Here is a 26,970-nt window from a genome sequence, read left to right as displayed (position 1 = left end):
CATGCGGGTTCGCACCGAACGAGAGGAGTTGGGTGGATGCGTGTGCGGCACGGTTTGCGGGACCTGCTGAGAGGGTTGCGCCACATCGAGCCGGCGCCCGGCGAGAGGCGCCCGACGGAGGCCGACCCGGAGTCGCTGCTGCGGGTGTTGTGCCACGAGTTCCGGACCCCGATCAGCACCCTGACCTCGCTGACTTGCGCGCTGGCCGACGAGCGTCGCGAGCTGACCAGCGACGACCGGCGGGCGATCAGTGAGCTGGCCCGCGACCAGGCCGCCCACCTGCAGAGCCTGCTGCGCGACGCGACCGCCGGCGCCGGTGTGCTGACGCTGCCCCCGCAGCCCGAGCCGGCCGCTGCGCTGGCGGGCATCCTGCGGGAGGCCGCCGCGCTGGTGCCGGTCGGCCGTCGGCGCGCACGGGCCACCCGCCGGGCGGCCTCCTGCCCGGTGCCGGCCGGACGAACTCGACAGGTGCTGGTCAACCTGGTGGAGAACGCGTTGCGGCACGGGCCACCGGACGGACAGGTCGGGCTCTACGCCACGGTGCGCGGCCCCGACGTGAGCATCCTGGTCACCGACGAGGGTCGGGTCGATGACGCGTTACTGGTCGCGCTGCGGCGTCCGGCGCCGGCCGTCGGGATGTCCGGCCTGGGCCTGTGGATCGCGCGGCAGCTCGTCGCGACGGACGGGGGAGCATTGCGGGCACACCGGCTGCGGCCCCGTGGAGTGGCGCTCGAGGTGCTGCTGCCGATGGCTCGGAGGACCCCGGAGGCGCCGGAACCGGTGCTGCCCCCGGGTGACCCCCGCCTGTACGGCACCAACCCAGTGGTCTAGGTCACACGCCGGAACAAGGGGAACGCTTTGTTACTTGAGTGAGACACGCTCAACTCAACGCGAGGTGTTCGATGGCAACTCTTCCGGTACTTCCCCTGACCGACGCCGTACTGCTGCCCGGCATGGTCATCCCGGTGACCCTCGACCCCACCACCCAGGCCGCGATCGACGCGGCGCGGGCGACCGGCGACCGCAAGCTGCTGGCCGTGCCGCGCATCGACGGCGAGTACGGGCCGGTCGGCGTGGTCGCCACCATCGAGAAGGTCGGCCGGCTCCCCGAGGGTGAGCCCGCCGCCGTCATCCGTGGCCTGTCCCGGGCACGTATCGGCTCCGGCGTGCCCGGCCCCGGCGCCGCCCTCTGGGTCGAGGCGACCGAACTCGACGAACCCGCCCACGCCGGTCGGGCCCGGGAACTAGCCCGCGAGTACCGCGCCCTGGTGACCTCCGTGCTCCAACAGCGGGGCGCCTGGCAGGTCATCGACGCGGTGGAGCGGATGACCGACCTCTCCGAGCTGGCCGACTCGGCCGGCTACGCGCCCTGGCTGACGCTGGAGCAGAAAACCGAACTGCTCGCCGCGCCGGACGTCACCGCCCGGCTGGAGCTGCTGGTCGGCTGGGTGAAGGACTACCTGGCCGAGCAGGAAGTCACCGAGCAGATCAACAGTGACGTCCGCGAGGGGCTGGAGAAGTCCCAGCGCGAGTTCCTGCTGCGTCAGCAGCTGGCCGCCATCCGCAAGGAGCTGGGCGAGGACGAGCCGGACGGCTCCGCCGACTACCGGTCCCGGGTCGAGTCCGCCGAGCTGCCCGAGAAGGTACGCGAGGCGGCCATGCGCGAGGTCGGCAAGCTGGAGCGGGCCAGTGACGCCTCCCCGGAGGCGGGCTGGATCCGTACCTGGCTGGACACCGTGCTCGAGATGCCGTGGGCCACGCGTACCGAGGACAACACCGACCTGGCCGCGGCCCGGGCGGTGCTCGACGCCGACCACGCCGGCCTGGCCGACGTGAAGGACCGCATCCTGGAATACCTGGCGGTGCGCAACCGGCGGGCCGAGCGCAACCTCGGTGTGGTCGGCGGTCGCGGTTCCGGCGCGGTGCTCGCCCTCGCCGGTCCTCCCGGGGTGGGCAAGACCAGCCTCGGCGAGTCCGTGGCGCGAGCGCTCGGGCGGAACTTCGTCCGGGTCTCGCTCGGCGGTGTCCGCGACGAGGCGGAGATCCGCGGGCACCGGCGCACCTACGTGGGGGCGCTGCCCGGTCGGATCGTCCGCGCGCTGCGCGAGGCCGGTTCGATGAACCCGGTCGTGCTCCTCGACGAGGTGGACAAGCTGGCCGCCGGCTACGCCGGTGACCCGGCCGCCGCCCTGCTGGAGGTGCTCGACCCGGCCCAGAACCACACCTTCCGGGATCACTACCTGGAGGTCGACCTCGACCTGTCCGACGTGCTCTTCCTGGCCACCGCCAACGTGGTGGAGTCCATCCCCGGCCCCCTGCTGGACCGGATGGAGCTGGTCACCCTGGACGGGTACACCGAGGACGAGAAGGTCGCCATCGCCCGCGACCACCTGCTGCCCCGGCAGCGGGAGCGGGCCGGGTTGACCGCCGACGAGGTCGGCGTCGCCGACGAGGCTCTCGGGCTGATCGCGGGGGAGTACACCCGGGAGGCCGGCGTCCGGCAGCTCGAGCGCGCCCTGGCCAAGATCCTGCGCAAGGTGGCGGTGACGCTGGCGACGGACCCGACGCCGGTACGCGTCGGCACCGACAACCTTGCCGGCTACCTGGGTCGGCCGAAGTTCACCCCGGAATCGGCCGAGCGCACCGCCGTGCCCGGCGTGGCAACCGGCCTCGCCGTCACCGGCGCCGGTGGGGACGTGCTCTTCATCGAGGCGACAAGCATGGAGGGGGAGCCGGGACTGACCCTGACCGGCCAGCTCGGTGACGTGATGAAGGAGTCGGCGCACATCGCGCTCTCCTACCTGCGCTCCAACGGGCGGCGCTTCGGCATCGACCCGAACGCTCTCGCGGGACGCCGGATCCACGTCCACTTCCCGGCGGGCGCGGTGCCCAAGGACGGTCCGAGCGCCGGCATCACCATGGTCACGGCCCTGGCGTCGCTGGTCACCGGTCGCCCGGTCCGCCCCGAGTTCGGGATGACCGGTGAGGTGACGCTCTCCGGTCGGGTGCTGCCGATCGGTGGGGTGAAGCAGAAGCTGCTCGCCGCGCACCGAGCCGGCCTCACCGAGGTGATCATCCCGGCCCGCAACGAGCCCGACCTGGACGACCTGCCGACCGAGGTGCGCGAGGCGCTGACCGTGCACACCTTGGCCGACGTGGCCGACGTGCTCGCCCTGGCGCTGCGCCCGGCCGACGTGAAGACGCTGGACGGTCCGGCGCTCTTCGCGGTCTGACGCTCCGACCACAAGGACCCCCGCCGTCATCGGAGACGGCGGGGGTCCTTTGGTACGTGGGTGAGGTCTACTGTCTCGCTTGAATCCTCAACTACCTCTTCGCCGCGAGGCGTCCCCCCGGAGGAACCCCCGTGAACCTGGTGCTCTGGATCATCCAGATCCTGCTCGCCGTCGTCTTCGCCGGCGTCGGCTTCGCCAAACTGACCCAGCCCAAGGACAAGTTGCGCGAACTGATGCGGTGGGTGGACCCGGTCCCGCCGACCCAGGTCAAGGCACTCGGTGCCGTCGAGCTGCTGGCCGCCCTCGGGCTGGTGCTGCCCCCACTCACCGACATCGCCACCGTGCTCACCCCGCTCGCCGCCCTCGGGCTGGTCATCGTCATGGTCGGCGGCATCCTCGTGCACCTGCGCGACAGGAAGAAGCAGGACACCGCTGAGGGGCGTCGCACCGAGATCCAGGGCGCGATCACCTGCGCGGTGCTGCTCCTGCTCGCCGCCGTGGTGGCGTGGGGCCGCTTCGGCCCGTACTCCTTCTGAGAGTTGACGCCGGCGACCGTCGTACTCCGGCGGTCGCCGGCGGCGTGCTCAGGCCGGCGGTCGCCGGCGGCGTGCTCAGCGCTCGTCGCCGCCGCGGTCCCGGCGCACGGTGGCCTTGCGGCCCTTGATCGTGCTGGAGCGCAACCCGGAGATGACCTCGTCGGCCACCCCCTGCGGCACCTCCACCAGCGAGAACCGGTCGGCGATCTCGATCGAACCGATGTCCCGGCCGCGGATGCCCGTCTCCCCGGTGATCGCGCCGACCAGATCCTGCGGGCGCACCCCGGCACGTCGACCCAGGCCGACGAAGACCTGGACGGTGTTGCCACCGCCGGAGCGTGGCCGGCCACCGCCCCGCCGGTCGCCGCCCCGGCCACCGGCCTCCGGCCGACCCTCGCGCGGCCCGCGGACCGGAACCTGCGGGATCTCCTGCTCGTCGTCGGAGCCCGGCGACGTCACCTCGTGGGCCAGCTTCACGGCGGCGAGGGCGACCTCCATCAGGTCGAACTCGTCGGTCAACGTCTCCACGATCACCCGGAACGGGTCGAGGTCGTCCTCCAGCAGACTCTCGCGCAGGGCCGCCTGGGTCATCTCCAACCGCCGGGTCCGCATGTCCGCCACGGTGGGGATCTTGTCGATGGTGATCCGCTGGCCGGTCACCCGCTCGATGGTCTTGAGCATCCGGTGCTCACGCGGCTCGGCGAGGGTGATCGCCACGCCCTCGCGGCCAGCCCGACCCACCCGACCGATCCGGTGCACGTACGACTCCGGGGCGGACGGCACGTCGTAGTTGACGACGTGGGTCAGCTGCTCGACGTCCAGCCCACGGGCCGCCACGTCCGTGGCGACCAGCAGGTCGGCGGTGCCCGCCCGCAGCCGGCCCATGACCCGGTCGCGCTGCTCCTGGCTCATGCCACCGTGCAGCGCCTCGGAGCGGTAGCCCCGACCGTTCATCGTCTCGGTCAACCGGTCGACCTCTTCCCGGCTGCGGCAGAACACGATCGCCGCGGTCGGGGACTCCACGTCCAACACCCGACCCAGCGCGGCCGGCTTGTGCGCCCGGGTCACGATGTACGCGCTCTGCCGCACCCGGGGCGCCTCACCCGCGACCGTCTGCTCGCGGCCGATCTCGATTCGGACCGGTTCCCGCAGGTGCTGGCGGGCCATCCCGTCGATGCGCGACGGCATGGTGGCCGAGAAGAGCACAGTCTGACGCTGCGCCGGAGCGTGCTCCAGGATCGCCTCGATGTCCTCGGCGAAGCCCATGTCGAGCATCTCGTCGGCCTCGTCGAGCACGACCGTCGCCAACCCACCGAGGCGCAGGGTGCCCCGGGCGATGTGATCGAGGGCCCGCCCCGGGGTGGCCACCACCACGTCGACGCCGCTGTCCAGTGCCCGCAGCTGCCGCCCGATCGGCTGCCCACCGTAGATCGGCAGCACCCGCGCGCCCAGGTCCTTGCCGTAGCGGTGGAACGCCTCGGAGACCTGCACCGCCAGCTCCCGGGTCGGCACCAGCACCAGCGCCACCGGGTCGCCGCCCTGGCGGTGGGGCGTCATGAGGTTCAGCAACGGCAGCGCGAACGCGGCCGTCTTGCCGGTGCCGGTGGCCGCCTGACCCAGCAGGTCCCGACCCTCCAGGAGCGGTGGGATAGCCTCCCGCTGGATGGGGGTCGGCTCCTCGTACCCGAGGGCGGCGAGCGCGCCCAACAGCTCGGCGCGCAGCCCGAGCTCGGTGAAGGCGCTCACCTCGTCGGTGCCGTCGGGCGTGGCGTCAATCGGTGCATCGTGCTGTGCAGGTGCGGAACTCATGTGCCAAGCCTTTCATCACGCCGTCCGGGCCGTTGCGGCGACCGCCACAAGAGCTGTCCCCGGGCTCGTGCTGCGGCTGTTCCATGATCCCGGTGGCGGCCTCGGTCAGGCGTCGCTGGTCAGGATGGCCAGCACCATCACCGCGGCGAGGGCCACGTCGAGCACCACGCAGAACTCGGCGTAACCGCGCGGCACCACCCGACGGTCGCGGTGGTGCGCCACGTCCCAGCCGGCGTGCGCCAACCACCCGAACGCCACCAGCCAGTCGGCGGTCCGCCCGCCGGCCAGCACCGCGCCCAGCGTCAGGGCCACCCAGACGGCCAGACCGGCGAGTTGGGTGGCGAGCACGCCCCGCCCGCCCAGCGTGCGGCGGGCCATGCCGATCACCAGGTAGCCGCCGGGCAGCACCAGCATCGTCCACGGGCTGAGCACGCTTGGATCGACCCACATGTCCACGGTCAGCAGCAGCGCCAACCCGGCCGGCCAGCGGTGGGCGAGCGCCACCATGACCCGGTGTCGGCGTACCGGTGCCGACGCCTCGTGTCGGTGCCGGAGAGCCACCAGCACCATCGCGGGAATCATCAGCAGGTGACCGCCGAGCAGCAGCGCGTCGGCGTCGATCAGGCCGACCCGAAACGGCACGAACAGCAGCAGGAACGGGACGTACATCGCGGCGGCCATCTCACCGACCGCGTGCCAACGGTGCGCCCGGTAACGCATCGCCACCGTCATCCCTACTGTCATGTTCGTGGCCATCACCAGGGCGGCGACCTCCGGCCGGGCCAGCGACCCGCCGACGCCGAGAGCGGTGCCGGCCAGCTCCCACAGCGGCGCGAGCAGCAGCATCCCGGCGACCATCGCCAGGGCCATCTCGCCCAGGTGCCACAGCAGCCGCCGCCGACTGCTGCTGGCCGGTGCCGCGCCCGGGGGCGCCGGGTCGTCGGTGGGCAGGGGAGCGGGTGACGGTACGGCGGTGGCGCTGTCCGCGTACATCCGGGTGTTTTCCATGCCTCGACCCTGCCGGTGCCCCCGGTGTGGCCGGCAGACCCGTTCGTCACGGGAAAACCGTGCGGACCGCACGGCCCGACCGTGACGGTTCGCAGGGGTGGGGCCTGCGCGGGACGGGCCTAGGATCGGTGCGTGGCGAGCGAGGCGGTGACTCCCCGGGCGGACCGGCGGTTGCACCGCGCCCGGCAGGCGACGCTGGTGTCGCTGGCCACCGGCGTCTGGGCGAGCGTCCTGCTACCGGCGGTCGGCCTGACCCGCGAGCCCGACCCGGGCCGGGTGGCGCTCGGCGCGGTCGGCATCCTCGCCTTCGTGATCGCCCAGACCGTCGTCCTGTACGCGGCCGTGACGCCGTGGCTCGACAGGCGCTGGCGGCGTCGGGCCGAGATGAGCCTGGTCGGGGTGGCGCTGCTGACCGTTCCGCTGGTGGGTCCGGTGGCGGCCGGCAGGTGGCCGACCTGGGCCTGGCTCGGTGCGGCGCTGATTGGTATGACGCCGCTGCTGGTGCGGTGGCGGGCCGCGCTGGCGGTCGCGGTCGGCGTCCTGGCGGTGGCGGTCGCGGTGGCCTGGTGGACCGGCGGTTCCGTTCCGCGCCACCTCGCCGTGACCGGCGGGATCGGCGTGGCCGTGGCCGCCGTCAACGGGTTCCAGGTCTGGTTCTGGGACCTGCTCGTGGAGGCCCGGCAGGGCCAGGCCGCCCAGGCCCGGCTGGCCGCCGCCGAGGAGCGGCTGCGCTTCGCCCGCGACGTGCACGACGTACTGGGGCACCGCCTCACGGTGATCGCGTTGAAGGCCGAACTGGCCTCCCGGCTCGCCCCGGTCGACCCGGAACGGGCCGGGCGGGAAGCCGCCGAGGTGCAACGGTTGGCCGCCTCCGCGCTGAGCGAGGTACGGGAGACCGTGCACGGCTATCGAGCCGTCGACCTCGACGAACAGCTCAGCGCGGTGGTGGGGGTGCTGCGGTCCTGCGGGGTGCGGTGCACGGTCCTGCCACTACCGGCGGACCTGCCGCAGACCGCCGCCATCGAGTTGGCGGCGGTGCTGCGGGAGGCGAGCACCAACGTGCTGCGGCACAGCCGGGCCGACTGGTGTCGGATCCGCATCGATCGGGAGGATGACGTGGCCAGGATGACGGTGGCCAACGACGGCGCCGACGACAGTGCCCCGGACGCGCACAGCCACGGCCTGCGTGGGCTGGCCGACCGGCTCGCCGCTGCCGGTGGCGAGCTGCGGGTACGCCGGGAGGACGCGATCTTCACCCTCGAAGCCACAGTGCCGGCGGGGTCGTGATCCGCGTCCTGCTCGCCGACGACGAGGACCTGATCCGGGTCGCCGTCGCCGCGCTGCTCGACCTGGAACCGGACATCGAGGTGGTGGCACACGCCGCCGATGGGCCGGCGGCCGTCACCGCAGCACTGGCGCACCGCCCGGACGTGGCAGTGGTGGACCTGGAGATGCCCGGCCTGGACGGCATCGCGGTAGCCGCCGAGCTGAGCCGGGTCCGACCCGACTGCGCGGTGGTCGTGCTGACCGGACACGGCCGCCCCGGGCACCTGCGCCAGGCGTTGACCGCCGGCGCCCGAGGGTTCCTGCCCAAGGGCTCGCCGGGTTGGGCCCTGGCCGACGTGATCCGCCGCGTGCACGCCGGAGGTCGCTACGTCGACCCGTCGCTGGCCGCCGACGCGCTGACCCTGCCCCCGTGCCCGCTGACCCCACGAGAACTGGAGACGCTGCGGCTGGCCGAGGTCGGCGCCCCGGTCGCCGTGATCGCCCGCCGGGTGCACCTGTCCACCGGCACCGTGCGCAACCACCTCTCCGCCGCCGTGCAGAAGCTCGGCGCCGCCGACCGGGCCGAGGCCGTCCGCACCGCCCGGGACAACGGCTGGCTCTGACCGCCTCACGAGCGCGTCCGTCGGCTACCGGGGGTGTGCCCAGGTGACGAACCGGTCGTCGAGGTTGGCCGTCGGCGCACCGTCGAGCTGGATCGCGGCCCTGTCCCGCAGGGCCGTCAGACGGTCCAGCAGGGCTGCCCGGTCGTCGCGGTACTCGGCGAGGAGGCGCAGCTTCGCCGTGGAGCACGGCCAGGCAATCCCGCGCGACTGGCACCGCCAGGTGGAATGGGTCGGAAGGTGGGGCACGGGCCGACGCCTCACCGGGGCGTCCCCGCCTTCCGGGCACACGAAGCCCGCTGGCGGTCGGGCACGGCCGTTGGCAGCCAACGCAGACCTTCGCGGAGGACGAACAGTTCCCGTTTCGCCACGGCCTGGCCACGGGTGGCGAGCCGGTAACCCTCGACCCACGTCCAGCCGTGGTAAGTATGCCGGTCGGTCAGCTCGCGGACGACCCGCAGGATGAGGGGACGGACGAACTGCGGGCTCGCCGCCCGGGTCAGGTGCAGGACGTCGCCGGTCCTGATCGGGCGGGCGCTCTGCGCGGCGTCCTCGGACACGTCGCTCTGCCTCTCGGTCGTTGGGAGGGGCCGCCCGTGAGTGCGCGCTCAGAGGCGGCCCCCGGCACGAACACGCCCGCCGGTTTCGGGGTCCCCGCCGGTCGCGCCGTCTAGAAACACTCTGCTGACTGTTGCGATGCAACTACACTGCGTTGCACTATGGCCTCTGTACGTTCGGGATATCCGGGGAGGACAAAGGATGAATCACGCCGTCGTGGAAGCCATGATCCAATGTGGTGAGACGGCGGACTCTCTCGCCGCTCAAACCGGGGTCGATCCGAAGACGGCCGCCCGCTGGGCAAACCCCGAACGGATTCCGCAGACGCGGCACCGCGCCCAGGTCGCCACGATCCTCGGCCGAGAGGTAATCGACCTGTGGCCGGACGTCCTGAAGCGCAGGGATCCGACATGGCTGCGTGCTTGGATCGACTGGGAGCGAGAAGCGGTTGCGCTGCGTTGGTACGAACTGGCGTGGGTGCCTGGATTCTTGCAGACCGAGGCGTATGCGCGGGCGACGCTGGCCGGCGAACCACTGTCCGCCGAGGAGGTCGACCAATACGTGAAGGCCCGGATCGGGCGGCAGGGCATCCTCCATCGCGACCAACCACCCCTGCTGATCGCCGTGATGGACGAAGCGGTACTGCGCCGCTCGGCGTACGGCGATCGGGACTTGATGCGCGACCAGTGCGACCACCTCGTCACGTGCGCGCACCTTCCGTCGGTGCAGGTTTATGTGGTGCCCGCGTCGGTCGGGATGTACTCGGGCCTGGGCGGGCCGTTCATCGTCGCCGAGTTGAAAGGCGGTGGGCGCGTGGCACACATCGACGGTCAGGCGCATGCACAAATAACTGAGCAGCAGCCAGAAATTGCTACCCTTGACCGACGATGGGAACGCATTCGCGGCGAAGCTCTCTCTCGCGGACAGTCTCTAGACCTGCTCAGGGAAGCGGCATCATCATGGACGTGACCGGCGCGCAGTGGCGCAAGAGCACCAAGAGCGGCAACAACGGCGGGTCGTGTGTGGAGGTCGCCGACAATCTCCCGGGCGTTGTCCTGGTTCGCGACACGAAGGACCGTGACGGCGGGACGTTGACCTTCCAGCCGGAGGCGTGGCGGGGCTTTGTCGCCTTCGCGCGAGCCCAACACTGACCCAACTCCAGCGACAGGCCCTCGGCCGAGGGCCTGTCGCTGACCGAACCCCGTCTGAAGGTGTGGCTCGGTCGCGATCCGTGGGGGGTGGCACGGACTGCCGGGCTAACGTGTCTGCGTGCGTACGGTGGAACTGGTCTGCTCGGCTGGCCTGGAGGTCGCGCTCCGGGCGGTCTGGGGCCGTCTGGCCGCCGCCGGTTTGCCCAGCCTGGCCCGCAACACCCACCCGACCAACCGGCCGCACCTCACCCTCGCCGCCGTCGACGAGTTCCCACCGGGGGTCGAGCACCGCCTGGTCGAGCTGTTCGACGCCGCGCTGCCGGTGCCGGTCACTCTCGACCGGGTCGTCGTCCTCGACGGCAGCGCCCCACTGGTCTGGCTCGTTCGACCCCGTCCGGCGCTGACCGCGCTGCACGCCGCCGTCTGGGATGTTCTTGCCGAGGCCGACGGACACCGCCCGTGGCACGCGCCCGACGCATGGGTGCCGCACCTGAGTCTGGCGTTGCGGTTCCGCAACGCGGACCTGCGGCTGGCTCGTGCCGTCGCCGGCGGGCAGCGTCCGACGGGGAACTTCGACGCCGCGCGCAGCTACGACGGCACGGACCGGTCGCTGACCTCGCTGGCCAGGCGCGGCTGAGGCCGTCGCGCGGCGTCCGGAGCCTCAGTTGCCGCCCCCACCGCCGTCGCCGCCTCCGCCGTCGCCCCCGCCGCTGAACTCGCCGCCACCACCACTGCCGCCCGCACCGCCGGCGTAGCCGTGGCGTCCGTCGAGGAAGGGCAGGTCGCCGCGAATGCCTGGTGGTTTGGGCCGCTTGCCCGGCCCTGCGAGGTGTTGCAGGCAGACCCGGCCGGAAACCGGGAAGCATTCGCCACGGCCTCCGCAGTCGGCGAGGTAGCGGTTGCCGTCGTGGATCTGTAGCTCTTGGTCCACTCGGAACAACAGCGGAAGGCCGTTCGGGCCGCACCCCTCGTCCCGGCGGCCGTAGCTCAGCGTGGTGAGCAGCAGGGGGCGTCGATTGTCGTCGGCCGCGTCGCCGCCTGGGGCGGACCTTGGTTGGTGCGGAGGGCGCCCGAACGCGGCGTCGCAGAAGGTGGCGTAGTCCCGCTCATGCAGGGTCAGTTCCTGCCACAGGTCGTCCACGACCACCGACGGCATCGACAGCTTCGCGTTGGGCTGACGGGCGATGATCCGGAACCACTGCCGGGCCGCGGTTTCGACGAGAAGGATGTCGTCGTCGCTGAGATGGGGATACCGGTTTCGTAGATGCTGACGCCCGCTGGCGGGAAACCGCAGCTCGGAAACGGCGCGGAGTCGGCGAGGGGTGCGGTCGCTTCTGAACTTCGTCCAGATCATCCGGTTACTTCTATCCGCCCGGCGGTGCAGGCGCTAAGGCCCCGACTTGCCGAAGTGGCGTCGCGGCCCCTTCAGAGTAGGGCAGTAGGGCAATCAGGCCGGCCTGCCGTTTTCCTAGACTTGGGCGATGAGCGTTGGCACCGACGGTCGGGGGATGGCCGAGCTGGCGGCCCTGCTGGCCGACGGCACCCGCGCCGGGATGTGCCTGGCGCTGCTCGACGGGCGGGCATGGACCGCCGGTGAGCTGGCCCGACGCGCCGGTGTCGCCCCGTCGACGGCCAGCGACCACCTCACCCGACTCGTCCGCGGTGGGCTGCTCGTCGAGGAACGACAGGGCCGGCAGCGCTACCTGCGTCTGGCCGGTCCGGCGGTGGCCCAGCTGATCGAGGACCTGGCTGGGCACGCCCCGGTCGCGCCCACACCGACCGGGTCGCTGCGCGCGACCACCGCCGCTGCCTCCCTGGCGTACGCGAGGACCTGCTACGACCACCTCGCCGGGCGGCTGGGCGTGCTGATGTACGACGCGCTGCTGAGCGAACGCCGACTGGACCGGTCCAGCGGGTTGGCGCTCACGCCGGACGGGTGGGCCTGGGTGGCTGAGTTCGGCGTACCCGTGGACGTGTTGCGTGCCGCCCGCCGCCCGGTGGTCCGCGACTGCCTGGACTGGACCGAACGCCGCCCGCACCTGGCCGGGGCGCTCGGCGCGGCGCTCTGCCGCCGCTTCACCGACCTCGGCTGGATCAGCCAGGGCACCGGTCGCGCCGTCCGTCTCACTCCCACCGGCCGTTCCGGCCTGGCCGCGGCCCTGTCCATCCCCGAACACACCCTCGACCCGCCGGTGGCCCCGGCGCCGACGAGCGGCCGCGCCTGACCGGCGAGCAGCGTGTGACCGCGGCGGGATCGTTCGGTGTGGAGCGAACGGTTCGCACCCTACGGTCGGGCGGTGACTGACAACTGGCCCTTCATCGCGCCCGCCCCGGGAACCCCCGCGTGTGGTCCGCCCTCGTTCGAACCGGAGCGCGGCTGGTCGGTGACACGCAACGCTGACCTGCGCACGGCGCTGACCGACCCGGCGTTCCAGGTGCCGGCCGTCGACACGGGGCCGCCTGGCACGCTCGCCTGGCTGCGCGCCACGGTGAGCCGGTTCAGTCCACCGCGACGGCACGCTGAGCGTCGGGCGGTCGCGGTGGCGGCGCTGACCCCGCTGAACCCGGTCGACCTGCGACAGGATGCGGCGCGGCTGACAGTGGCCGTGCTCGACCGCTCCGGCGACCGCGTCGACGTGATGCGGGAACTGGCCCGGCCGGTGCCGCTGCGGGCGTTGGCCGATCGACTCGGCTTTGCTGATCCGGCAGCCGCCGGGACGGCGGTCGCTGTCGTCGCGGCGGCGTACCACCCGGGGGTGGACCCGGCGGTGACCTCGCGCGCCGACCGGGCGGTGGCGGCGCTGCTGGCGCTCGCGCCGCAGGGTCCACCGGTGGTACGGGCGAACCTGATCGGTCTGCTGGTCCAGGCGTGCGACGCGACCGCCGGTCTGATCGGCGCCGCCGCCCATCACCTGCTGTCCCCGGCCACCGCGCGCGCGTTGACCACGGCGGGGACCGCCGACCTGCTGGCCGAGGTGCTGCGCCTCGACCCGCCGGTCCGGGCCACCCGACGGGTCACCGTCGACGGGGTACGGCTGGGCGGACGCGATCTGCCGGCGGGCAGCTCCGTCCTGCTGCGTTTCGACGCGGCCAACCGTGACCCGCAGGCATTCGCCGAGGCCGCGACGTTCCAGCCCGGTCGACCCGGTGCCGGGATGGTGACGTTCGGGACGGGGGAGCGGGGTTGCCCCGGCGACCGGCACGCCCTGGCGCTGGCCACCGGGGTACTCGACGTGCTGCGGGAACGGTGCCGGCGTGGTCCGAACCCGTTGCGTCACGAGCCGCACCCCACCCTGCGGGTGCCGACGGGTCTGGAGGTGAGCGTCCGATGATCGACCGTCGTGCCGCGTTCCACGCCCTGCACCGCGCCGGCCGCCCGCTGCTGTTGCCCAACGCGTGGGACCACGCCTCGGCGGCGGCGCTCGCCGCGCGGGGACATCCGGCCATCGGCACCACCAGCCTCGGGGTCGCCGCGACCGCGGGCCTTCCCGACGGCGCGGCGGCCACCGCGGGGGAGACCCTCGCCCTGGCCCGCCGGCTGGCCCGGCTGCCGGTGCTGCTGAGCGTGGACGTGGAGGCCGGGTTCAGCGACGACCCGGCGGAGGTCGCCGAGTACGTGGCGGAGTTGGCCGGACTGGGCGTGGTCGGGATCAACCTGGAGGACGGGCGCGCCGATGGCACCCTCGCCGACACCGAGGTCACCGCTGCCAAGGTCACGGCCGTGAAGGCGGCGGTGCCGGAGCTGTTCGTCAACGCCCGCACCGACACCTGGTGGCTCAGGGTGGACGAACCACTGCCGCAGACCCTCGCTCGCGCGCGTGCCTACCGGGTGGCCGGTGCCGACGGGATCTTCGTGCCCGGGACCGTCGACCTGGCCACGCTGCGCGTCCTCACCGAGCGGATCGACGCTCCGGTGAACGCGCTGTACCAGCCGGGCGGCCCAGGGCTGGCTGAGTTGGGCGCCGCCGGGGTGGCCCGGGTCAGCACCGGCTCGCTGCTGTTCCGGGCCGCCCTGGGCGCCGCGCTCGCCGCCGCCGACGTCGTCCGCCTCGGCGGGTCCGCCGCACCGGCGGGGCTGCCGTCGTACGCCGAGGTGCAGGCCCTGGTGTCGACAGGCGGTGACTGACGGGCGGCGACTGACGGGCGGTGACTGACGGGCGGTGACTGACGGGCGGTGACTGACGGGCGGCGACTGACGGGCGGTGACTGACGGGCGTGGCCCACGCTCGGCGGCTCGCGCGGGGCGGCCCGGTCGGCGGTCGCCGGTGGGGTGACCGTGTTGGGGTCGGTGCCTTTGGAGCTGAGTCGTTTGTGACATCACGGGCCCGCTTGCGAAGCCGGCGGCGGTGATTCGTTGACGACATCAGCTCCAAAGGCACCCCACCCAACTGGTCACACCCCGGACGAGTGCGACGTCCACGCTCCGTTAGGGGGGAGATAGGAGGAATGTTCGGTCCGCTCCGGTCCCGATGATTACGGTGTGTTTCAGGGCGAACCACCCAGTGCCGTGACCGGAGAAAGGGACCCCGTCATGCGAGTGCCCAGCCGTAGCCCGGGACAGCAGCCCGGTTCGCCTCCGTCGCCCACCGCTCCGGCCCGCCGTCGACCCTCCGGCGCGACCCCCCGCCGCCCTCCCGCCCCCGCGCCGGACCTGGCCGCGTACCGGGCCGCCGTCGCCGAACTGCTGGTCGAGGTCGGCGCCCTGGCCGACGCGGCGAGCACCCGTGCCCGGCAGGTGCTCATCGACGAGCGGCTGCGGGAGCCGGCACTCGCGGCGGTCCTCGACGCCACCCCGCAGGGGCTGATCGGCGCGCGCGAGACGCTGCTGCTGGAGATGGCCCGCTACCAGCCGAACGACCGCACCTCGGCGCGTGACCTTGGCGCGCTGGTCCGGATCTACCTGCTCTCCCGCATCGACGTGCTGTGGTGGCAGGACGCGCCGACCTTCGTCACCGACGACCAGGTCAACGGCAGCGCCGAACTTGTCGACCTGGAGTGGTTGCGCCGCCGCGATCTGCTGCGCTTCCGCTACCAGGAGCAGCCCGCCACGATGCTGGGCCGGGCCGCACGCGGCCTGCGTCGCCGACTGCGACCCGACGCCACCCCGCACACCGCGGGACTGCTGTTCCGCCGCGCCCGGCGTGAGGTGGTGGCGCTGCTCAACGAGATCGGACGTGAGTTCACCGCCATCGCGCCGCCGGCCACCCCGCCGTTGTGGGTGACCAGCCTGGTCCGCAGCACCGAACACCAGTACCGGCTGCGCCGCCTCGGCTACGCGGCGATGCTGCCCAGTGGGCACTGCCTCGGCTACTCGGTCGACGTCGAGCTGGCCTGGTTCGAACGCTTCGGTGCGCGGGACGCCCTGGCGGAACTGCTGCTGAACCGGCAGGAGGCCGGCGAGCTGAACGTGATCGACGAGGGGCAGGCCTGGCACCTGTGTGTCGCGCCCACCGCACGGCGTCGCCTACGCCGGGCGTACGAGGCCGAGATGGGGGTCTGAGTCGGTGTGCGGCATCGCGTTGAGCATCGGTCCCGAGGCTGACCCGGCGACCTTCCGGCGGATGCTCGCCGCCCTGGCCCCACGCGGTGAGGTCACCGAGACCCGGTCCGAGAACGGGCTGCTCGCCGGCACCCGACGGCTGCGGGTCGTGGACCGGGACCGGGCGGTGCAGCCGTGGACGTCGACCGACGAGCGTTGGCTGCTCTGCTTCAACGGCGAGATCTTCAACTACCGCGAGTTACGGGCGCAGCTGACCCGCCTGGGGCAGGCCTTCCGCACCGAGAGCGACACCGAGGTGCTGCTCGCCGCATTCCAGCAGTGGGGCGAGGCAGCCGTGACCCGGCTGCGCGGTGAGTACGCCTTCGCGGCCGTCGAACGGGCCACCGGCCGGGCGTACCTGGCCCGTGACCCGCTCGGCGTCAAGCCGTTGTACTGGTCCCGTCGGCCCGGCTGCCTGTATCTCGCCTCCGAGGTCAAGGCCCTCGTCGGGCACGGCGCCCCGATCGCCGAGGTGCCTCCCGGGCACCACGGCTGGGCGGAGGCGGACGGGCACGTGCGTCTGAGCCCGTACGTCGACCTGCTCTCCATCGGCGACGGCCTGCCGGTCGTCGACGACCCGGACGAGGCCGCGCTGCTGGTCCGCGCCGCGCTCAGCGACGCTATTCGGATGCGCGTGGAGACCGACCTGACCGTCGGGGTGGTGCTCTCCGGCGGCCTGGACAGCTCGCTGACCCTGCGCCAGGTGCGGGACATCCACCCGGACTGCGTCGCGGTGACGGTCGGAGTGGCGGACAGCCCCGACGTGGCGTACGCCCGGCGGCTCGCCGCCGACCTCGACGTGCCGCACGTGGTGGTCGAGCTGCGTCCGCGCGACATCCGGCTCGCCGACGTCCGCGAGGCCATCCGGATCTCCGAGCTGACCGAGTACGGCGACATCATCAACGCGGTCGTCTCGGTGCCGATCTTCCGGCGGCTTCGCGACCTGGGTATCAAGGTGGTGCTGACCGGTGACGGCTCCGACGAGCTGTTCGGCGGGTACCCGATGTACCACCAGGTCGGTCCGGCGGCGGCCCGCCGGCTGTTCCTGCACCGGATCCGCAACCTGTGCCGCACCGAGTTGCAGCGGGTCGACCGGGCCGCCATGGCACACGGCGTGGAGGCCCGGGTGCCGTTCCTCGACCTCAGCGTGGTGGAGCTGGCGATGCGGTTGCCGGTTGATCTGAAGCTGCGTGACGGGCAGGAGAAGTGGATCGTCCGGCGGGCGTTCGCCGACGTGCTGCCCGACTACGTCCTGCGTCGTCCGAAGAACCCGATGTCGTACTCGTCGGGGTTGCACGAGCGGGTCCGGCTTTACAAGCCGCTCTTCGCCCGGCTGCACCGCGCGTTCGGCTACGACCTGCAGGAGCCGGTCCGTCGGGACTTCGACACCGTGCTGAGTCGCTGCGGCAACGACCTGGACCGGGCCATCGCCGACGGGCTGACCCGACCCGACTACACAGTCCTGGAGCATGCCCGCGACCTGGTCGGAGCGGCCAAGTGGAACGCCGCGCCGATGGTCCGCCGACTGGTCGGCCCGCGCCCGGCCCGCCACTGACGTGGGGTGCTCAGCTCACCAGCAGCAGCGCGCCGACCGCGGCGAGCGTGCCGGTGATCGCGAGCACGGTGCTGGTCAGCACGAACCGGGTCACCGGCACGCTCACCCCGGCCGCCCGGCACCGCTCGAACCACAGCAGGGTGGCCAGTGACGCCCAGGGGGCGGCCAGCGGGCCGACATTGGTGCCGATCAGCAGGGCCAGCAGGCGGGTGTGGTCGCCGGACGGCAGCACCGACTCGCCGGCCAGGTAGGCGGGGAGGTTGTTCACCGTGTTGGACAGCAGCGCACCGGTGCTACCCGCGCGGAGCGCGCCCAGCGCCCCGCCGTCGGCGCCGAGCAGGCCGCCCACCAGGTCGTCCAGCCCGTGCCGGCCGAGGGTCTGCACGACGAGGAAGAGGCCGGTGACGAAGAGCAGCAGCCGTACGGGCACCAGCCCGGGTCGCAGCGTGGCGGGGGACCGGACCACGAAGCCGAGCAGCACCAACGCGAGCGCGACGGTGGAGGCGAACTCGATCTCCACCCCGGCGAGGATGCCGGCGACGAAGAGCAGGCAGCCGGCGAGCGCGGTGCGGTGCAGCACCGGATCGGCCGGCACGTGCCGGGCCGGCGGGACGAATCGTCCTCCGACCGGCCGCTCGCGCCGCCACCAGGCGTACCAGAGCAGTGCCATGGTGACCGCCACCGCGGCGAGCTGCGGCAGTGCCATCCGCTCGGCGTACGCCAGTGGTGACAGTCCGACCCGGTCGGCGGCCAGCAGGTTGGTCAGGTTCGACACCGGTAGCAGCAGGCTTGCGGTGTTCGCCAGCCAGACGGTGGTGACCGCGAGCGGGGCGGCGGGGACGCGCAGGTTACGGGCCAGCGCGAGCAGCACCGGGGTGAGCAGCACGGCGGTGGTGTCGAGGTTGAGCACGAGGGTGGTCACCGTGGCCAGGCCGCCGCAGAGCAGGAACAGGGCCGCCCAACGGCCCCGGGCGGCGATGGCCAGCCGGCTGGCCAGCACGTCGAAGACACCGGCGACGGCGGTCAACTCGGCGAGCACGATCACGGTGCCGAGGAAGAGCAGCAGCGGCAGGATCCGGTGCAGGGTCGCGGTGGTCTCCGCGCGGGGCAGGAGCCCGCTCAGCGCGCAGGCGGCCCCGACCACGGCGAGGACGACCGCTACCAGGTCGAGCGGGTGCGGCCGCCAGCGCACGGTGGGCTCGGGCGGGGCTGCGGTCTTCACATCTGCTCACGTTGGCACAGCCTCCGACCAGCCGGACCGCAACCCCCGCCCAGGTGACGGGCCCCACCGACGGTGTGCGGCCGAGCGGCGTCCGACGCGGTCGGGCCCGGCCCCTCGACGAGGGACCGGGCCCGGATGGCGCGTCGGTTCTACCAGCTCAGGTAGCTGGGCTGGGTCTGCGCGTTCAGCTCACGGAACCGGGTCAGGTTGGCCGTCCAGGTCCGCCAGTCGTTCAGCTCCAGGACGTCCAGGCCCTTCTGGATGTCGTTGGAGTAGATGTGGCCGTTGTAGTAGTACGACGACCAGGAGCCGCCGGTCACGGCCTCGGTGGCGGAGAGCGGGCCCCGCTCCCAGTACGCGATCTCCTTGGGGTTGCGCGAGTCGGTGAAGTCCCAGACGGAGATGCCGCCCTGGTACCACGCCTGCACCATGATGTCGCGTCCGAGCACCGGGATCAGCGAGCCGTTGTGCGCCACGCAGTTCTCGGTGTCCGCGTTGGTACGGGGGATCTTGTAGTAGCTGCGGAAGGCCAGGGTGCGGGAGTTCCCGCGGCCGGCGATGTCGTAGATGGCGTCCGCGCCCCGGTTGGGTCCGACGGTCTCGTTGCAGGTGGCCGCCCCGCCGCCGCCCAGCTCGTCGGTGAAGACGACCTTGGTGCCGGCGTTGTTGAAGGTGGCCGAGTGCCAGAACGCGAAGTTGACGGTGTCCCGGACCTGGGTGATGACCCGGGGCGCCTCCCGGTTCTTGATGTCGAGCAGGATGCCGTCACCCATGCAGGCGCCGGCGGCCAGGTCCTTCGACGGGTACGCGGTGATGTCGTGGCAACCGGCGGTCGCCGAGCCGGTCTCGCTGCCCGGGAAACCGCCGTCCGGGAAGAGGTTCGGCGTCGAGATGACCGCCGACTGGGTCGGCTTCTTCACCGGCACCTTGACGATGGAGATGGAGTCGTGCGGCGGCTGGCAGTCCGGGAATTCGGCCCGCGGGCTGTACGACGAGACGTACAGGTAGACGTTCTTGCGGTCCTTGCCCGGCACCAGCGTGTGGGTGTGTGACCCACAGGCGGTCTCCACGGACTTGATGTACCGCGGGTTGGCCTTGTTGCTGATGTCGAAGATCTTGATGCCCTCCCACGACTCCTTCACGGAGGCGGGCTGCGCGACGCTCGCGCACGAGTCGTCGCTGCGCGAGGAGTCGGTGGACACGAAGAGCAGGTTGTCGTAGACCGAGATGTCGTTCTGGGATCCCGGGCAGTTGACCTGTGAGGTGATCTTCGGTGCGCTGGGCCGGGAGATGTCGTAGATGACGAACCCGTTGTAGTTGCCGGCGAACGCGTACTTGCCCTGGAACGCCATGTCGCTGTTGAGCGCCGCGGTGGTGTCGAACGGCGCCTGCTTGGGCACGTTGGCGATCTGGCGCAGGTTGGGGCTGCTGCGGATCTCGTCGACGCCCGGAATCGTGCTGGCCGGAGCCGCTGCCGGTGGCGCCGCCTCCTGGGCGTTGCTCGGTGTCGCGACGGCGACGCTGGTCAGCAGGAGACCTGCGGCGGCCAGGCTGACGATCCGGATCTGTCGGAGCCGGGGGGTGATGAGTTTGATCATCGGCGACGCCCTTCGAAAGGGGGATGGCGATGTCCGGTACCTTACCGACCGTCGGACTTCATCGATGTGACCTGGGTCACGTTAAAGTGGACTCATCAATCGATAAGATCGCTGCGACCTCGACCTGAGGGGGGTGCGGCATGACTGTCCGACGTGGTCGGTTACTGATCGTCGTCATAACGATGGTCGTCCTTACGGTGTTCGTGGTGGTGGCCGTCCGGGCCACCGGCGACTCGCCCCGATCGGCTGCCGCCACGACGTCGCCCAGCCCGGCGTCGGCCAGCCCGTCGCCCACCCCGACCGGCCCCGAGCCGCCGCCGGTGATCGTTCCCGGCCGACCGGGGGAGGCAGCTGTCACCCGGCCCGCCCACGAGGTCCGCGACGACAGCCCGCCCCGCTTCAACGCCCTGGACACCGTCTACGTCCAGATGATGATCCCGCACCACGAACAGGCGCTGGAGATGACCGCGCTGGCCGACGAGCGGGCGTCCGATCCCCGCATCCGGGCCTACGCCGACCGGATCAGGGCCGGGCAGGGCCCGGAGATCGCCGTCCTGCGCACCTGGCTCAGCACCCGTGGTCTGCCGACGTCGGCGCCCGGGCACGACCACAGCGGCATGCGCGGCATGCAGTCGCCCGAGGCTATGCGCCAGCTGACCGACGCCCGTGGCACGGAGTTCGACAGGCTCTTCGTGCACATGATGAGCGAGCACCACCAGGGCGCGGTGACCATGGCCACCGACCTGCTCTCGGTCGGCCTCGACCCCACCCTCAACGAGCTCGCCACCTCGCTCGCGACCGAGCAGGCCATCGAGATCGTCCGCCTGCGCGAACTCACCCCACCCTGACCGGTCACGCGACAGGCGTCCACCCGCCCGCCACGTACGCTGGGTGACCGTGAGACGCACCCTGTTCGGTCGCCCGCTGCGCGGCGTCGCCTTCGACGTGGCCGTCGCCGCCCTGGTGGCGCTGGTCAGCCTGACCGCGGCGGTGAACCAGCCCGGCGGCTGGGCGGCCACCCTGGTCGGTGTGGGAATGGCGGTGGCGCTGCTGTTCCGCCGCACCCACCCGAGCGTGGTGACGGTGGCGGTCGCGGCGCTCGCCCTGATCCAGGTGATCGCCGAGTGGGGCCCGCTCGTCTACGACGTCGCCGTCCTTATCGCGCTCTACAGCGTGGTGAAGTACGGCGAACGGCTTCGCGACGGCGTACTGGCCGGCGCGGTCGCGGCCGTCGGTGTGCTGCTGGCCGCCGCGCAGACCCCCAACGTCATCCAGTGGTGGGTGACCGCGCTGTGGTATGCGCTGGTCACCGGCGCGGTGTGGTTGGTCGCGCTGAACGTGCGGACCCGCCGGCTCTACGTGCTCAGCCTCGAGGAGCGGGCCACGACGCTGGAACGCGAGCGGGAGGCCGAGTCCCGGGCGGCGGTCGCCGAGGAACGCACCCGGATCGCTCGTGAGCTGCACGACGTGGTCGCCCACAGCATGGCCGTGATGATCGTCCAGGCGGACGGCGCCCGGTTCATGCTCGACCGCGACCCCGCCCAGGCCCGTACCGCCGTGAAGGTGGTCGCGGACACCGGCCGGCAGGCGCTGGAGGAGATGCGCCGGCTGGTCGGCGTCCTGCGCGACGCCGGGCCGTCCGGCGCGGACGGGGCCGACGGGTTGGCGGTGGCGGCCGACCCCGAGCACCGGCGCCTCGCCCTGGCCGAGTTGCCCGACCTGTTGGCCCGGTTCGACGACGCCGGCCTGCACATCCGCAGCACCGTCACCGATACGCCACCGGCCCTGCCGCCGGGCCTGGAACTGACCGTCTACCGGGTGGTGCAGGAGGCGCTGACCAACGCGCTCAAGCACGCCGGCGTCGGCGCCCGCGTCGAGGTCGTCCTGTCGTACACCGCCGAGGCCGTCGTGGTCCGGGTGGTCGACGACGGTCGCGGCCGCCCGCTGGTCAGCCCGGCGCCGTCCGGCGGTCACGGCCTGCTCGGCATGCGGGAACGGGTGACTGTGTACGACGGCACCCTCGCCGCCGGTCCCCGGCTGACCGGGGGCTGGCAGGTCGAGGTCCGGCTGCCGCTACCGTTCGAGCCGGCAACGGAGGTGATCGCGGCATGACGGTCCGGGTAGTGATCGTGGACGACCAGGCGCTGGTCCGCGCCGGGTTCCGAATGGTGCTGGACTCCCAGCCCGACCTGGAGGTCGTGGGGGAGGCGATCGACGGCGCGGACGCCCTGCGGGTGCTCGCCCGCACCGAGGCCGACGTGGTCGTGATGGACATCAGGATGCCCACCATGGACGGGGTGGAGGCGACCCGGCGACTCTGCGCTGAGCGACCCGCGGGTGGACCTCGCGTGCTGGTGCTGACCACCTTCGACACCGAGGCGGACGCGTTCGCGGCCCTGCAGGCCGGGGCGAGTGGCTTCCTGCTCAAGAACGTCCCGCCGGAGGAGCTGCTGGCCGCGATCCGGGTGGTGGCCCAGGGCGACTCGGTGGTGGCCCCGTCGATCACCCGACGCCTGCTGGACCGGTTCGCCGGGCAGCTCGGCGCCGCTCCGAGCGCCGACCCTCGGCTCGCGCAGCTCACCGAACGGGAACGGGAGGTGCTGCTGCTGGTCGCCCAGGGGCTGTCCAACGCGGAGATCGCCGCCCGGGTGCACGTGGCCGAGGCGACGGTGAAGACCCACGTCGGCCGGATCCTGGCGAAGCTCCAGCTGCGCGACCGGGTCCAGGCCGTGGTCCTGGCGTACGAGAGCGGGCTGGTCACGCCCGGCGGATGACACCGCGTACGACCTGGGTCGTAGCCGCCGGCGGGCGCACCGCGACCCGGGGCGCAGGCAGGTCGAGCGTGCAGGTGGAGATCGACTGACCGGTGCCGGCCATAGCGTCGGAGGGGTCTGATCCGCCACCTGCACCGGGAGCTCCGCATGATCCGCCTGACCCTGCGCTCGTTGCGTGCCGAGGCGGTGCGCATGCTGCTCTCGGCGCTCGCCGTCGTGCTCGGCGTCGCGTTCGTCGCCGGCACGATGATCTTCGTCGACGGGATGCGGACCGGGGCGTACGAGCGGGCCGGCACCTTCGACCGTCACACCGACCTGGGTGTCTACTCGGCCGGCCGCGAGGTGTTGCCCCCGGCCCTGGTCGACCGGGTGCGGGCGGTCGACGGGGTGGCCGCCGCAGCGGGTGAGCTGACCAACACCGCCGGGATCGTCGGCGCCGACGGTCGGCCGGTGCTCGGCTTCACCATGCTCGTCGCCATCCCCACCGAGGACGCGCTGCGCTCGTACGACGTGGTGGCCGGCCGGTTGCCCGACCGGGCCGGGGAGGTGGTGCTCGACGCGCCGACGGTGGCCGAGCAGGGCTTTCCGCTCGGCGCGGCGGTCCGGATCGGTGCCACCGGCGGGGCGGCCCGCCCGTACACCCTGGTCGGCACCGTGGACGTGGCAGGCACCTCCCGCGATGTCGGCGGTCCGTTCGTCGGCCTGGTCGGGCCGGACGCGTTGGCTCTCACCGGCGAGCGGGGCTACGGCCGCGTCCTGGTGGCGGCCCGACCGGGCGCCGACGTCGCGGCGCTGACCGAGAAGGTACGCGCCGTGGCCGACGCCGAAGCCACAGTGAAGAGTCGTCAGCAGATCCTCGACGAGGCAGTGGAGGACGCGGTCCGCAACGTGGACCAGTTTCGCATGCTTTTGTTGATCTTCGTGGGGGTCGCGATCGCGGTGGCCGGCTTCGTGATCGCCAACACCTTCGCGATCGTGCTGGCCCAGCGCACCCGACGGACCGCGCTGCTGCGTCTGATCGGCGCCACCCGGGGACAGGTCTTCCGGTCCACAGTGCTGGAGTCGGCGGTGCTGGGGCTGGTCGCCTCCGCGCTCGGGGTGCTGCTCGGGGTGGCCCTCGCCGGCGGGTTGCGGCTGCTGCTGTCCCGACTGGACGTGCCGATCACCGGTGGCCTGACCGTAACCGGTTCGACAGTGCTGACCGGCCTGCTGCTGGGCACCGGGCTCACCGTGTGCTCCGCCCTGCTGCCGGCCTGGCGGGGCACACGGATCGCCCCGGTGGCGGCGCTCACCGACGCCGCGGTGCAGCCGAGCCGGGGTGCGGGCCGGGGGCGACTGATCGTCGGCGCGGTGGTGCTCGCCGTCGGTGTCGCCGCGCTGGCCGGCGCCGCCAGCGCCGGTCAGCTGCTGCTGGTGGCGCTCGGCGGGGTGCTCACCTTCTTCGGGATCGTGCTGTTCGGGCCGGTGCTCGTCCCGGCGCTGGCCCGGGTGTTCGGCTGGCCGGTACGACGCGTGCTCGGCACCATCGGTGAGCTGGCGGTCGCCAACACGGTGCGCAATCCGCGGCGGGTCGCCGCGACCGCCACCGCGCTGGTAGTCGGCATCGGACTGGTTTCGGCGTTCATGGTTGGCGCGCGCAGCACCAAGGACGGCATCGAACGCAGCGTGGACGCCCGGATCGGGACCGACTTCGTGGTCAGCGGAATCGGTCAGGACCTGCCGGCCGCGCTTGTCGGTGAACTCGCCTCCCGCCCCGAGTTGGGTGTGGTGCACGAGCAACGCAGCACTGTCGTCGACGACGTCGAGATCCGCGCCGCCCACCCGGCGCTGGTCGGTCGGACGCTGAGCGGGGTGCTGGCCGGCGACGCCGGCCGGGTCGGGCCGGGGCAGGTGCTGGTACACCGCGAGTTGGCACGGGCACGCGGCTGGCAGGTCGGCTCCCCGGTGACCGTCAAAGGCAGGTCATTCCGGGTGGCCGCCGTGGTCACCGACGACACCCCCGGCGGCGAGGTGACCGCCGGTCACGTGATCGATCTGTCCGACCAGGACTTCGCCGCGCTCTTCCCCGCCCAGCGGGGCTACCTGGCCGAGATCGACCCGGCCGCCGGGGTGAGCCCCGACCGGGCCCGCGACGCGATCGCCGCCGTGCTGAGCCGCTACCCGACGGTGAACCTCATGGACCAGGGCGCGTACAAGAAGATGCTCACCGGCACCGTGGACATGCTGCTCGCCCTGGTCACCGCGCTCCTCGGCCTGGCCGTGGTCATCGCCCTGGTCGGCGTGGCGAACACCCTGAGCCTGTCGGTGGTCGAACGGACCAGGGAGAACGCCGTGCTGCGGGCGGTCGGGCTCACCCGAGGGCGGATGCGGGCGGTGCTCGCCGTCGAGGCGGTGCTGATGGCGCTGGTCGGCGCGGTGCTCGGCATCGGGCTCGGCACCGGAGTCAGCGCGTCCACGATGGCCCTGCTGGACCGCCTCGGCGGCGACTTCCACGTGGTGCTGCCGCTCGGTCAGCTCGGGCTGATCCTCGGCGTCGCGGTGCTGGCCGCCCTGCTCGGCTCGGTGCTGCCGGCCAGTCGGGCGCTGTCCCGCCCGGTCGTCGAGGCGCTCGCCGACCAGTGATCCAGTCGCCGTCGGCGACCGTGACCGGGTCTGACCCCGGCGACCGGACGGACATCCGCCGGCCGGCCCCGCCATCTTCCCCGGGCGGCGGGACCGGCCAGCGGCGCCGGGTCTACAGGCGCTCGACCATCGGGCCGACGCACCGGTTGCGGGTGTCGAAGACGTAGCGGGCGTGCTTGACCACCAGGTCGTAGTCGAAGGCGTCATGGTCGGTGACCACCACCACCGCGTCGGCCGCCCGCACCTCCCGCTCGGTGAGCCCGACCACTGTGACCCCGGCGGGGATCTGGTGCGCCTCCGCGTACGGCTCGACGGCGTGCACCTCGGCGCCGAGGGCCTGCAGCCGCCGCGCCACGTCGACGGCGGGGGAGTCGCGCATGTCGCCGGTGTTCTTCTTGTACGCCAGACCGAGCAGCAGCAGTCGGGCGCCGCTGACGGCCCGGCCGTCCCGGTTCAGCCCTCCCATGATCCGCTGCGCGACGTGTTCGGGCATCTCGTGGTTGACGTCGTTGGCCAGCTCGATGAACCGGAACTGCCGACCGAGGCGGCGCTTGACCTGCCACGACAGGTAGCACGGGTCGATCGGCAGGCAGTGCCCGCCAACGCCGGGGCCGGGCCGGAACGGCAGGAAGCCGAACGGTTTGGTCGAGGCGGCGTCGATCGCCTGCCAGACGTCGATGTCGAGGTGGTGCGACAGCATGGTCAGCTCGTTGATCAGTGCGATGTTGACCTGGCGGAAGGTGTTCTCGATCAGCTTGGTCAGCTCGGCGACGCGGGTGGAGTCCACAGGTACGGTCTGTTCCACGAGGCGCTTGTAGAACTCGTCCACCCGGGCCAGTGACGCCTGGTCCACACCGGAGACCACCTTCGGGGTGTTCTCCAGCCGCCAGGTCGGGTTGCCCGGGTCGATCCGCTCGGGGCTGTAGCCGAGATGGAAGTCGCCGGGGCTGGTCAGACCGCTGGCCGACTCCAACAGCGGGCGCAGCAGTTCCTCGGTGGTGCCCGGGTACGTGGTCGATTCCAGGATCACCGTGCAGCCCGAGCGTACGTACGGGCCGATACCGATGCCGGCCTGTTCGACGAAGCTCAGGTCCGGGGTGCCGTCGCGCAGCGGGGTCGGCACCGTGATGACGCAGATGTCGAACCCGTCGGCGTCGGTGTACTCCGTGCTGGGGTGGTAGCGGCCGCTGCCCAACGCCCGGCCCAGCCGATCAGCCGGGATGTCCTCGACGAACGATTCGCCGGAGGCGAGACGCTTCACCCGGTCGGCGTCGACGTCGAGGCCGATCACGTCGAACCCCGCCTCGACGGCCCGCATGGCCAGTGGCAGTCCGACATACCCCTGACCGATGACGACCAGCTTTTCAGCGCTCACCCAGGCTCCCGCAGCAGATGGTGTAAATGGCCTGCTGAGAGCCTAGAGGCGCCTTCGGCGACGTAAGTCCGCTTTGGGGATATCGGTGCTGTTGGGGTTGCCGG

General features: G+C 72.3%; 25 protein-coding genes. 17 read left to right on the top strand and 8 right to left on the bottom strand.

Annotated elements, in window-relative coordinates; all coding sequences use genetic code 11:
* Positions 1 to 36: 36 nt before the first annotated feature.
* The 3 genes from KBX71_RS19120 (at position 37) to KBX71_RS19110 (ending at position 3,769) form a co-directional block, all read left to right on the top strand.
* Positions 37 to 831 (top strand): sensor histidine kinase KdpD, encoded by a 795-nt coding sequence (locus KBX71_RS19120; RefSeq protein WP_210819362.1) that lies wholly within the window; start codon positions 37 to 39, stop codon positions 829 to 831.
* A gap of 71 nt (positions 832 to 902) precedes the next feature.
* The gene (gene lon, locus KBX71_RS19115; RefSeq protein ID WP_210819361.1) at positions 903 to 3,233 is read left to right on the top strand and encodes an endopeptidase La; all 2,331 of its coding nucleotides are present in this window, start codon (positions 903 to 905) and stop codon (positions 3,231 to 3,233) included.
* Positions 3,234 to 3,364: 131 nt separating this feature from the next.
* On the top strand, positions 3,365 to 3,769 hold the full coding sequence (locus KBX71_RS19110; RefSeq protein ID WP_210819360.1) for a DoxX family protein: 405 nt from the start codon (positions 3,365 to 3,367) through the stop codon (positions 3,767 to 3,769).
* Positions 3,770 to 3,844: 75 nt separating this feature from the next.
* Here KBX71_RS19110 and KBX71_RS19105 read toward each other — a convergent pair whose 3' ends face one another.
* Positions 3,845 to 5,578, bottom strand: a complete 1,734-nt coding sequence (locus tag KBX71_RS19105) for a DEAD/DEAH box helicase (protein WP_196926762.1) — start codon at positions 5,576 to 5,578, stop codon at positions 3,845 to 3,847.
* Positions 5,579 to 5,683: 105 nt separating this feature from the next.
* The gene (locus KBX71_RS19100) at positions 5,684 to 6,586 is read right to left on the bottom strand and encodes a hypothetical protein (RefSeq protein ID WP_210819359.1); all 903 of its coding nucleotides are present in this window, start codon (positions 6,584 to 6,586) and stop codon (positions 5,684 to 5,686) included.
* A gap of 132 nt (positions 6,587 to 6,718) precedes the next feature.
* On the opposite strand from KBX71_RS19100, the gene KBX71_RS19095 reads away from it, so the two are divergent.
* Together KBX71_RS19095 and KBX71_RS19090 are read left to right on the top strand one after the other, a co-directional pair.
* Positions 6,719 to 7,873, top strand: coding sequence for a histidine kinase (locus KBX71_RS19095; protein WP_210819358.1), 1,155 nt, complete (start codon positions 6,719 to 6,721; stop codon positions 7,871 to 7,873).
* Positions 7,870 to 8,475, top strand: coding sequence for a DNA-binding response regulator (locus KBX71_RS19090; RefSeq protein ID WP_210819357.1), 606 nt, complete (start codon positions 7,870 to 7,872; stop codon positions 8,473 to 8,475). Before KBX71_RS19095 ends, KBX71_RS19090 begins: the two co-directional genes overlap by 4 nt.
* A gap of 24 nt (positions 8,476 to 8,499) precedes the next feature.
* On the opposite strand, the gene KBX71_RS19085 is transcribed toward KBX71_RS19090, so the two are convergent.
* A complete protein-coding gene (locus tag KBX71_RS19085) occupies positions 8,500 to 8,721 on the bottom strand; it encodes a flavin reductase (RefSeq protein WP_247683729.1) in 222 nt (73 codons plus the stop codon).
* An 11-nt stretch (positions 8,722 to 8,732) separates the two neighbouring features.
* Positions 8,733 to 9,032, bottom strand: coding sequence for a hypothetical protein (locus tag KBX71_RS19080; protein WP_210819355.1), 300 nt, complete (start codon positions 9,030 to 9,032; stop codon positions 8,733 to 8,735).
* Between the two features lie 199 nt (positions 9,033 to 9,231).
* On the opposite strand from KBX71_RS19080, the gene KBX71_RS19075 reads away from it, so the two are divergent.
* The 3 genes from KBX71_RS19075 to KBX71_RS19065 all read left to right on the top strand — a co-directional run bounded on the left by KBX71_RS19075 (position 9,232) and on the right by KBX71_RS19065 (position 10,818).
* On the top strand, positions 9,232 to 9,999 hold the full coding sequence (locus tag KBX71_RS19075) for a DUF5753 domain-containing protein (protein WP_210819354.1): 768 nt from the start codon (positions 9,232 to 9,234) through the stop codon (positions 9,997 to 9,999).
* The gene (locus tag KBX71_RS19070) at positions 9,996 to 10,181 is read left to right on the top strand and encodes a DUF397 domain-containing protein (protein ID WP_210819353.1); all 186 of its coding nucleotides are present in this window, start codon (positions 9,996 to 9,998) and stop codon (positions 10,179 to 10,181) included. Before KBX71_RS19075 ends, KBX71_RS19070 begins: the two co-directional genes overlap by 4 nt.
* 118 nt (positions 10,182 to 10,299) lie before the next feature.
* On the top strand, positions 10,300 to 10,818 hold the full coding sequence (locus KBX71_RS19065) for a 2'-5' RNA ligase family protein (RefSeq protein WP_210819352.1): 519 nt from the start codon (positions 10,300 to 10,302) through the stop codon (positions 10,816 to 10,818).
* A 24-nt stretch (positions 10,819 to 10,842) separates the two neighbouring features.
* Here the strand turns inward: KBX71_RS19065 and KBX71_RS19060 are convergent, their stop codons facing one another.
* A complete protein-coding gene (locus KBX71_RS19060) occupies positions 10,843 to 11,535 on the bottom strand; it encodes a hypothetical protein (RefSeq protein WP_210819351.1) in 693 nt (230 codons plus the stop codon).
* A 127-nt stretch (positions 11,536 to 11,662) separates the two neighbouring features.
* On the opposite strand from KBX71_RS19060, the gene KBX71_RS19055 reads away from it, so the two are divergent.
* The 5 genes from KBX71_RS19055 (at position 11,663) to KBX71_RS19035 (ending at position 17,275) form a co-directional block, all read left to right on the top strand.
* Positions 11,663 to 12,406, top strand: coding sequence for a helix-turn-helix transcriptional regulator (locus KBX71_RS19055; RefSeq protein ID WP_210819350.1), 744 nt, complete (start codon positions 11,663 to 11,665; stop codon positions 12,404 to 12,406).
* A gap of 72 nt (positions 12,407 to 12,478) precedes the next feature.
* The gene (locus tag KBX71_RS19050) at positions 12,479 to 13,513 is read left to right on the top strand and encodes a cytochrome P450 (protein WP_307847172.1); all 1,035 of its coding nucleotides are present in this window, start codon (positions 12,479 to 12,481) and stop codon (positions 13,511 to 13,513) included.
* Positions 13,510 to 14,307, top strand: a complete 798-nt coding sequence (locus KBX71_RS19045) for an isocitrate lyase/phosphoenolpyruvate mutase family protein (RefSeq protein ID WP_210819348.1) — start codon at positions 13,510 to 13,512, stop codon at positions 14,305 to 14,307. Before KBX71_RS19050 ends, KBX71_RS19045 begins: the two co-directional genes overlap by 4 nt.
* A gap of 405 nt (positions 14,308 to 14,712) precedes the next feature.
* Positions 14,713 to 15,681 (top strand): DUF5715 family protein, encoded by a 969-nt coding sequence (locus tag KBX71_RS19040; RefSeq protein ID WP_210819347.1) that lies wholly within the window; start codon positions 14,713 to 14,715, stop codon positions 15,679 to 15,681.
* A 4-nt stretch (positions 15,682 to 15,685) separates the two neighbouring features.
* The gene (locus KBX71_RS19035; RefSeq protein ID WP_210819346.1) at positions 15,686 to 17,275 is read left to right on the top strand and encodes an asparagine synthetase B; all 1,590 of its coding nucleotides are present in this window, start codon (positions 15,686 to 15,688) and stop codon (positions 17,273 to 17,275) included.
* A 10-nt stretch (positions 17,276 to 17,285) separates the two neighbouring features.
* Here KBX71_RS19035 and KBX71_RS19030 read toward each other — a convergent pair whose 3' ends face one another.
* Together KBX71_RS19030 and KBX71_RS19025 are read right to left on the bottom strand one after the other, a co-directional pair.
* Complete coding sequence (locus KBX71_RS19030) at positions 17,286 to 18,497, bottom strand: SLC13 family permease (RefSeq protein ID WP_210819345.1); 1,212 nt, start codon at positions 18,495 to 18,497, stop codon at positions 17,286 to 17,288.
* A 149-nt stretch (positions 18,498 to 18,646) separates the two neighbouring features.
* Positions 18,647 to 20,095 (bottom strand): LVIVD repeat-containing protein, encoded by a 1,449-nt coding sequence (locus tag KBX71_RS19025; protein WP_210819344.1) that lies wholly within the window; start codon positions 20,093 to 20,095, stop codon positions 18,647 to 18,649.
* A gap of 140 nt (positions 20,096 to 20,235) precedes the next feature.
* On the opposite strand from KBX71_RS19025, the gene KBX71_RS19020 reads away from it, so the two are divergent.
* The 4 genes from KBX71_RS19020 (at position 20,236) to KBX71_RS19005 (ending at position 25,491) form a co-directional block, all read left to right on the top strand.
* The gene (locus KBX71_RS19020; RefSeq protein ID WP_210819343.1) at positions 20,236 to 20,943 is read left to right on the top strand and encodes a DUF305 domain-containing protein; all 708 of its coding nucleotides are present in this window, start codon (positions 20,236 to 20,238) and stop codon (positions 20,941 to 20,943) included.
* A gap of 43 nt (positions 20,944 to 20,986) precedes the next feature.
* Positions 20,987 to 22,207: a sensor histidine kinase gene (locus tag KBX71_RS19015; protein WP_210819342.1), complete on the top strand. Its 1,221-nt coding sequence runs from the start codon at positions 20,987 to 20,989 to the stop codon at positions 22,205 to 22,207.
* Positions 22,204 to 22,869, top strand: coding sequence for a response regulator transcription factor (locus KBX71_RS19010; protein WP_124815676.1), 666 nt, complete (start codon positions 22,204 to 22,206; stop codon positions 22,867 to 22,869). Before KBX71_RS19015 ends, KBX71_RS19010 begins: the two co-directional genes overlap by 4 nt.
* Positions 22,870 to 23,016: 147 nt before the next feature.
* Positions 23,017 to 25,491: an ABC transporter permease gene (locus KBX71_RS19005; protein ID WP_210819341.1), complete on the top strand. Its 2,475-nt coding sequence runs from the start codon at positions 23,017 to 23,019 to the stop codon at positions 25,489 to 25,491.
* A 112-nt stretch (positions 25,492 to 25,603) separates the two neighbouring features.
* Here the strand turns inward: KBX71_RS19005 and KBX71_RS19000 are convergent, their stop codons facing one another.
* Positions 25,604 to 26,866, bottom strand: a complete 1,263-nt coding sequence (locus KBX71_RS19000) for a nucleotide sugar dehydrogenase (protein ID WP_210819340.1) — start codon at positions 26,864 to 26,866, stop codon at positions 25,604 to 25,606.
* Positions 26,867 to 26,970 lie beyond the last annotated feature (104 nt).

Source organism: Micromonospora sp. D93 (assembly GCF_018070365.1).
Taxonomy (GTDB): Bacteria; Actinomycetota; Actinomycetes; order Mycobacteriales; family Micromonosporaceae; genus Micromonospora; species Micromonospora ureilytica.
Note: the sequence above shows the minus strand (reverse complement) of the source record. Positions and strands in the feature narration are given on the sequence as shown.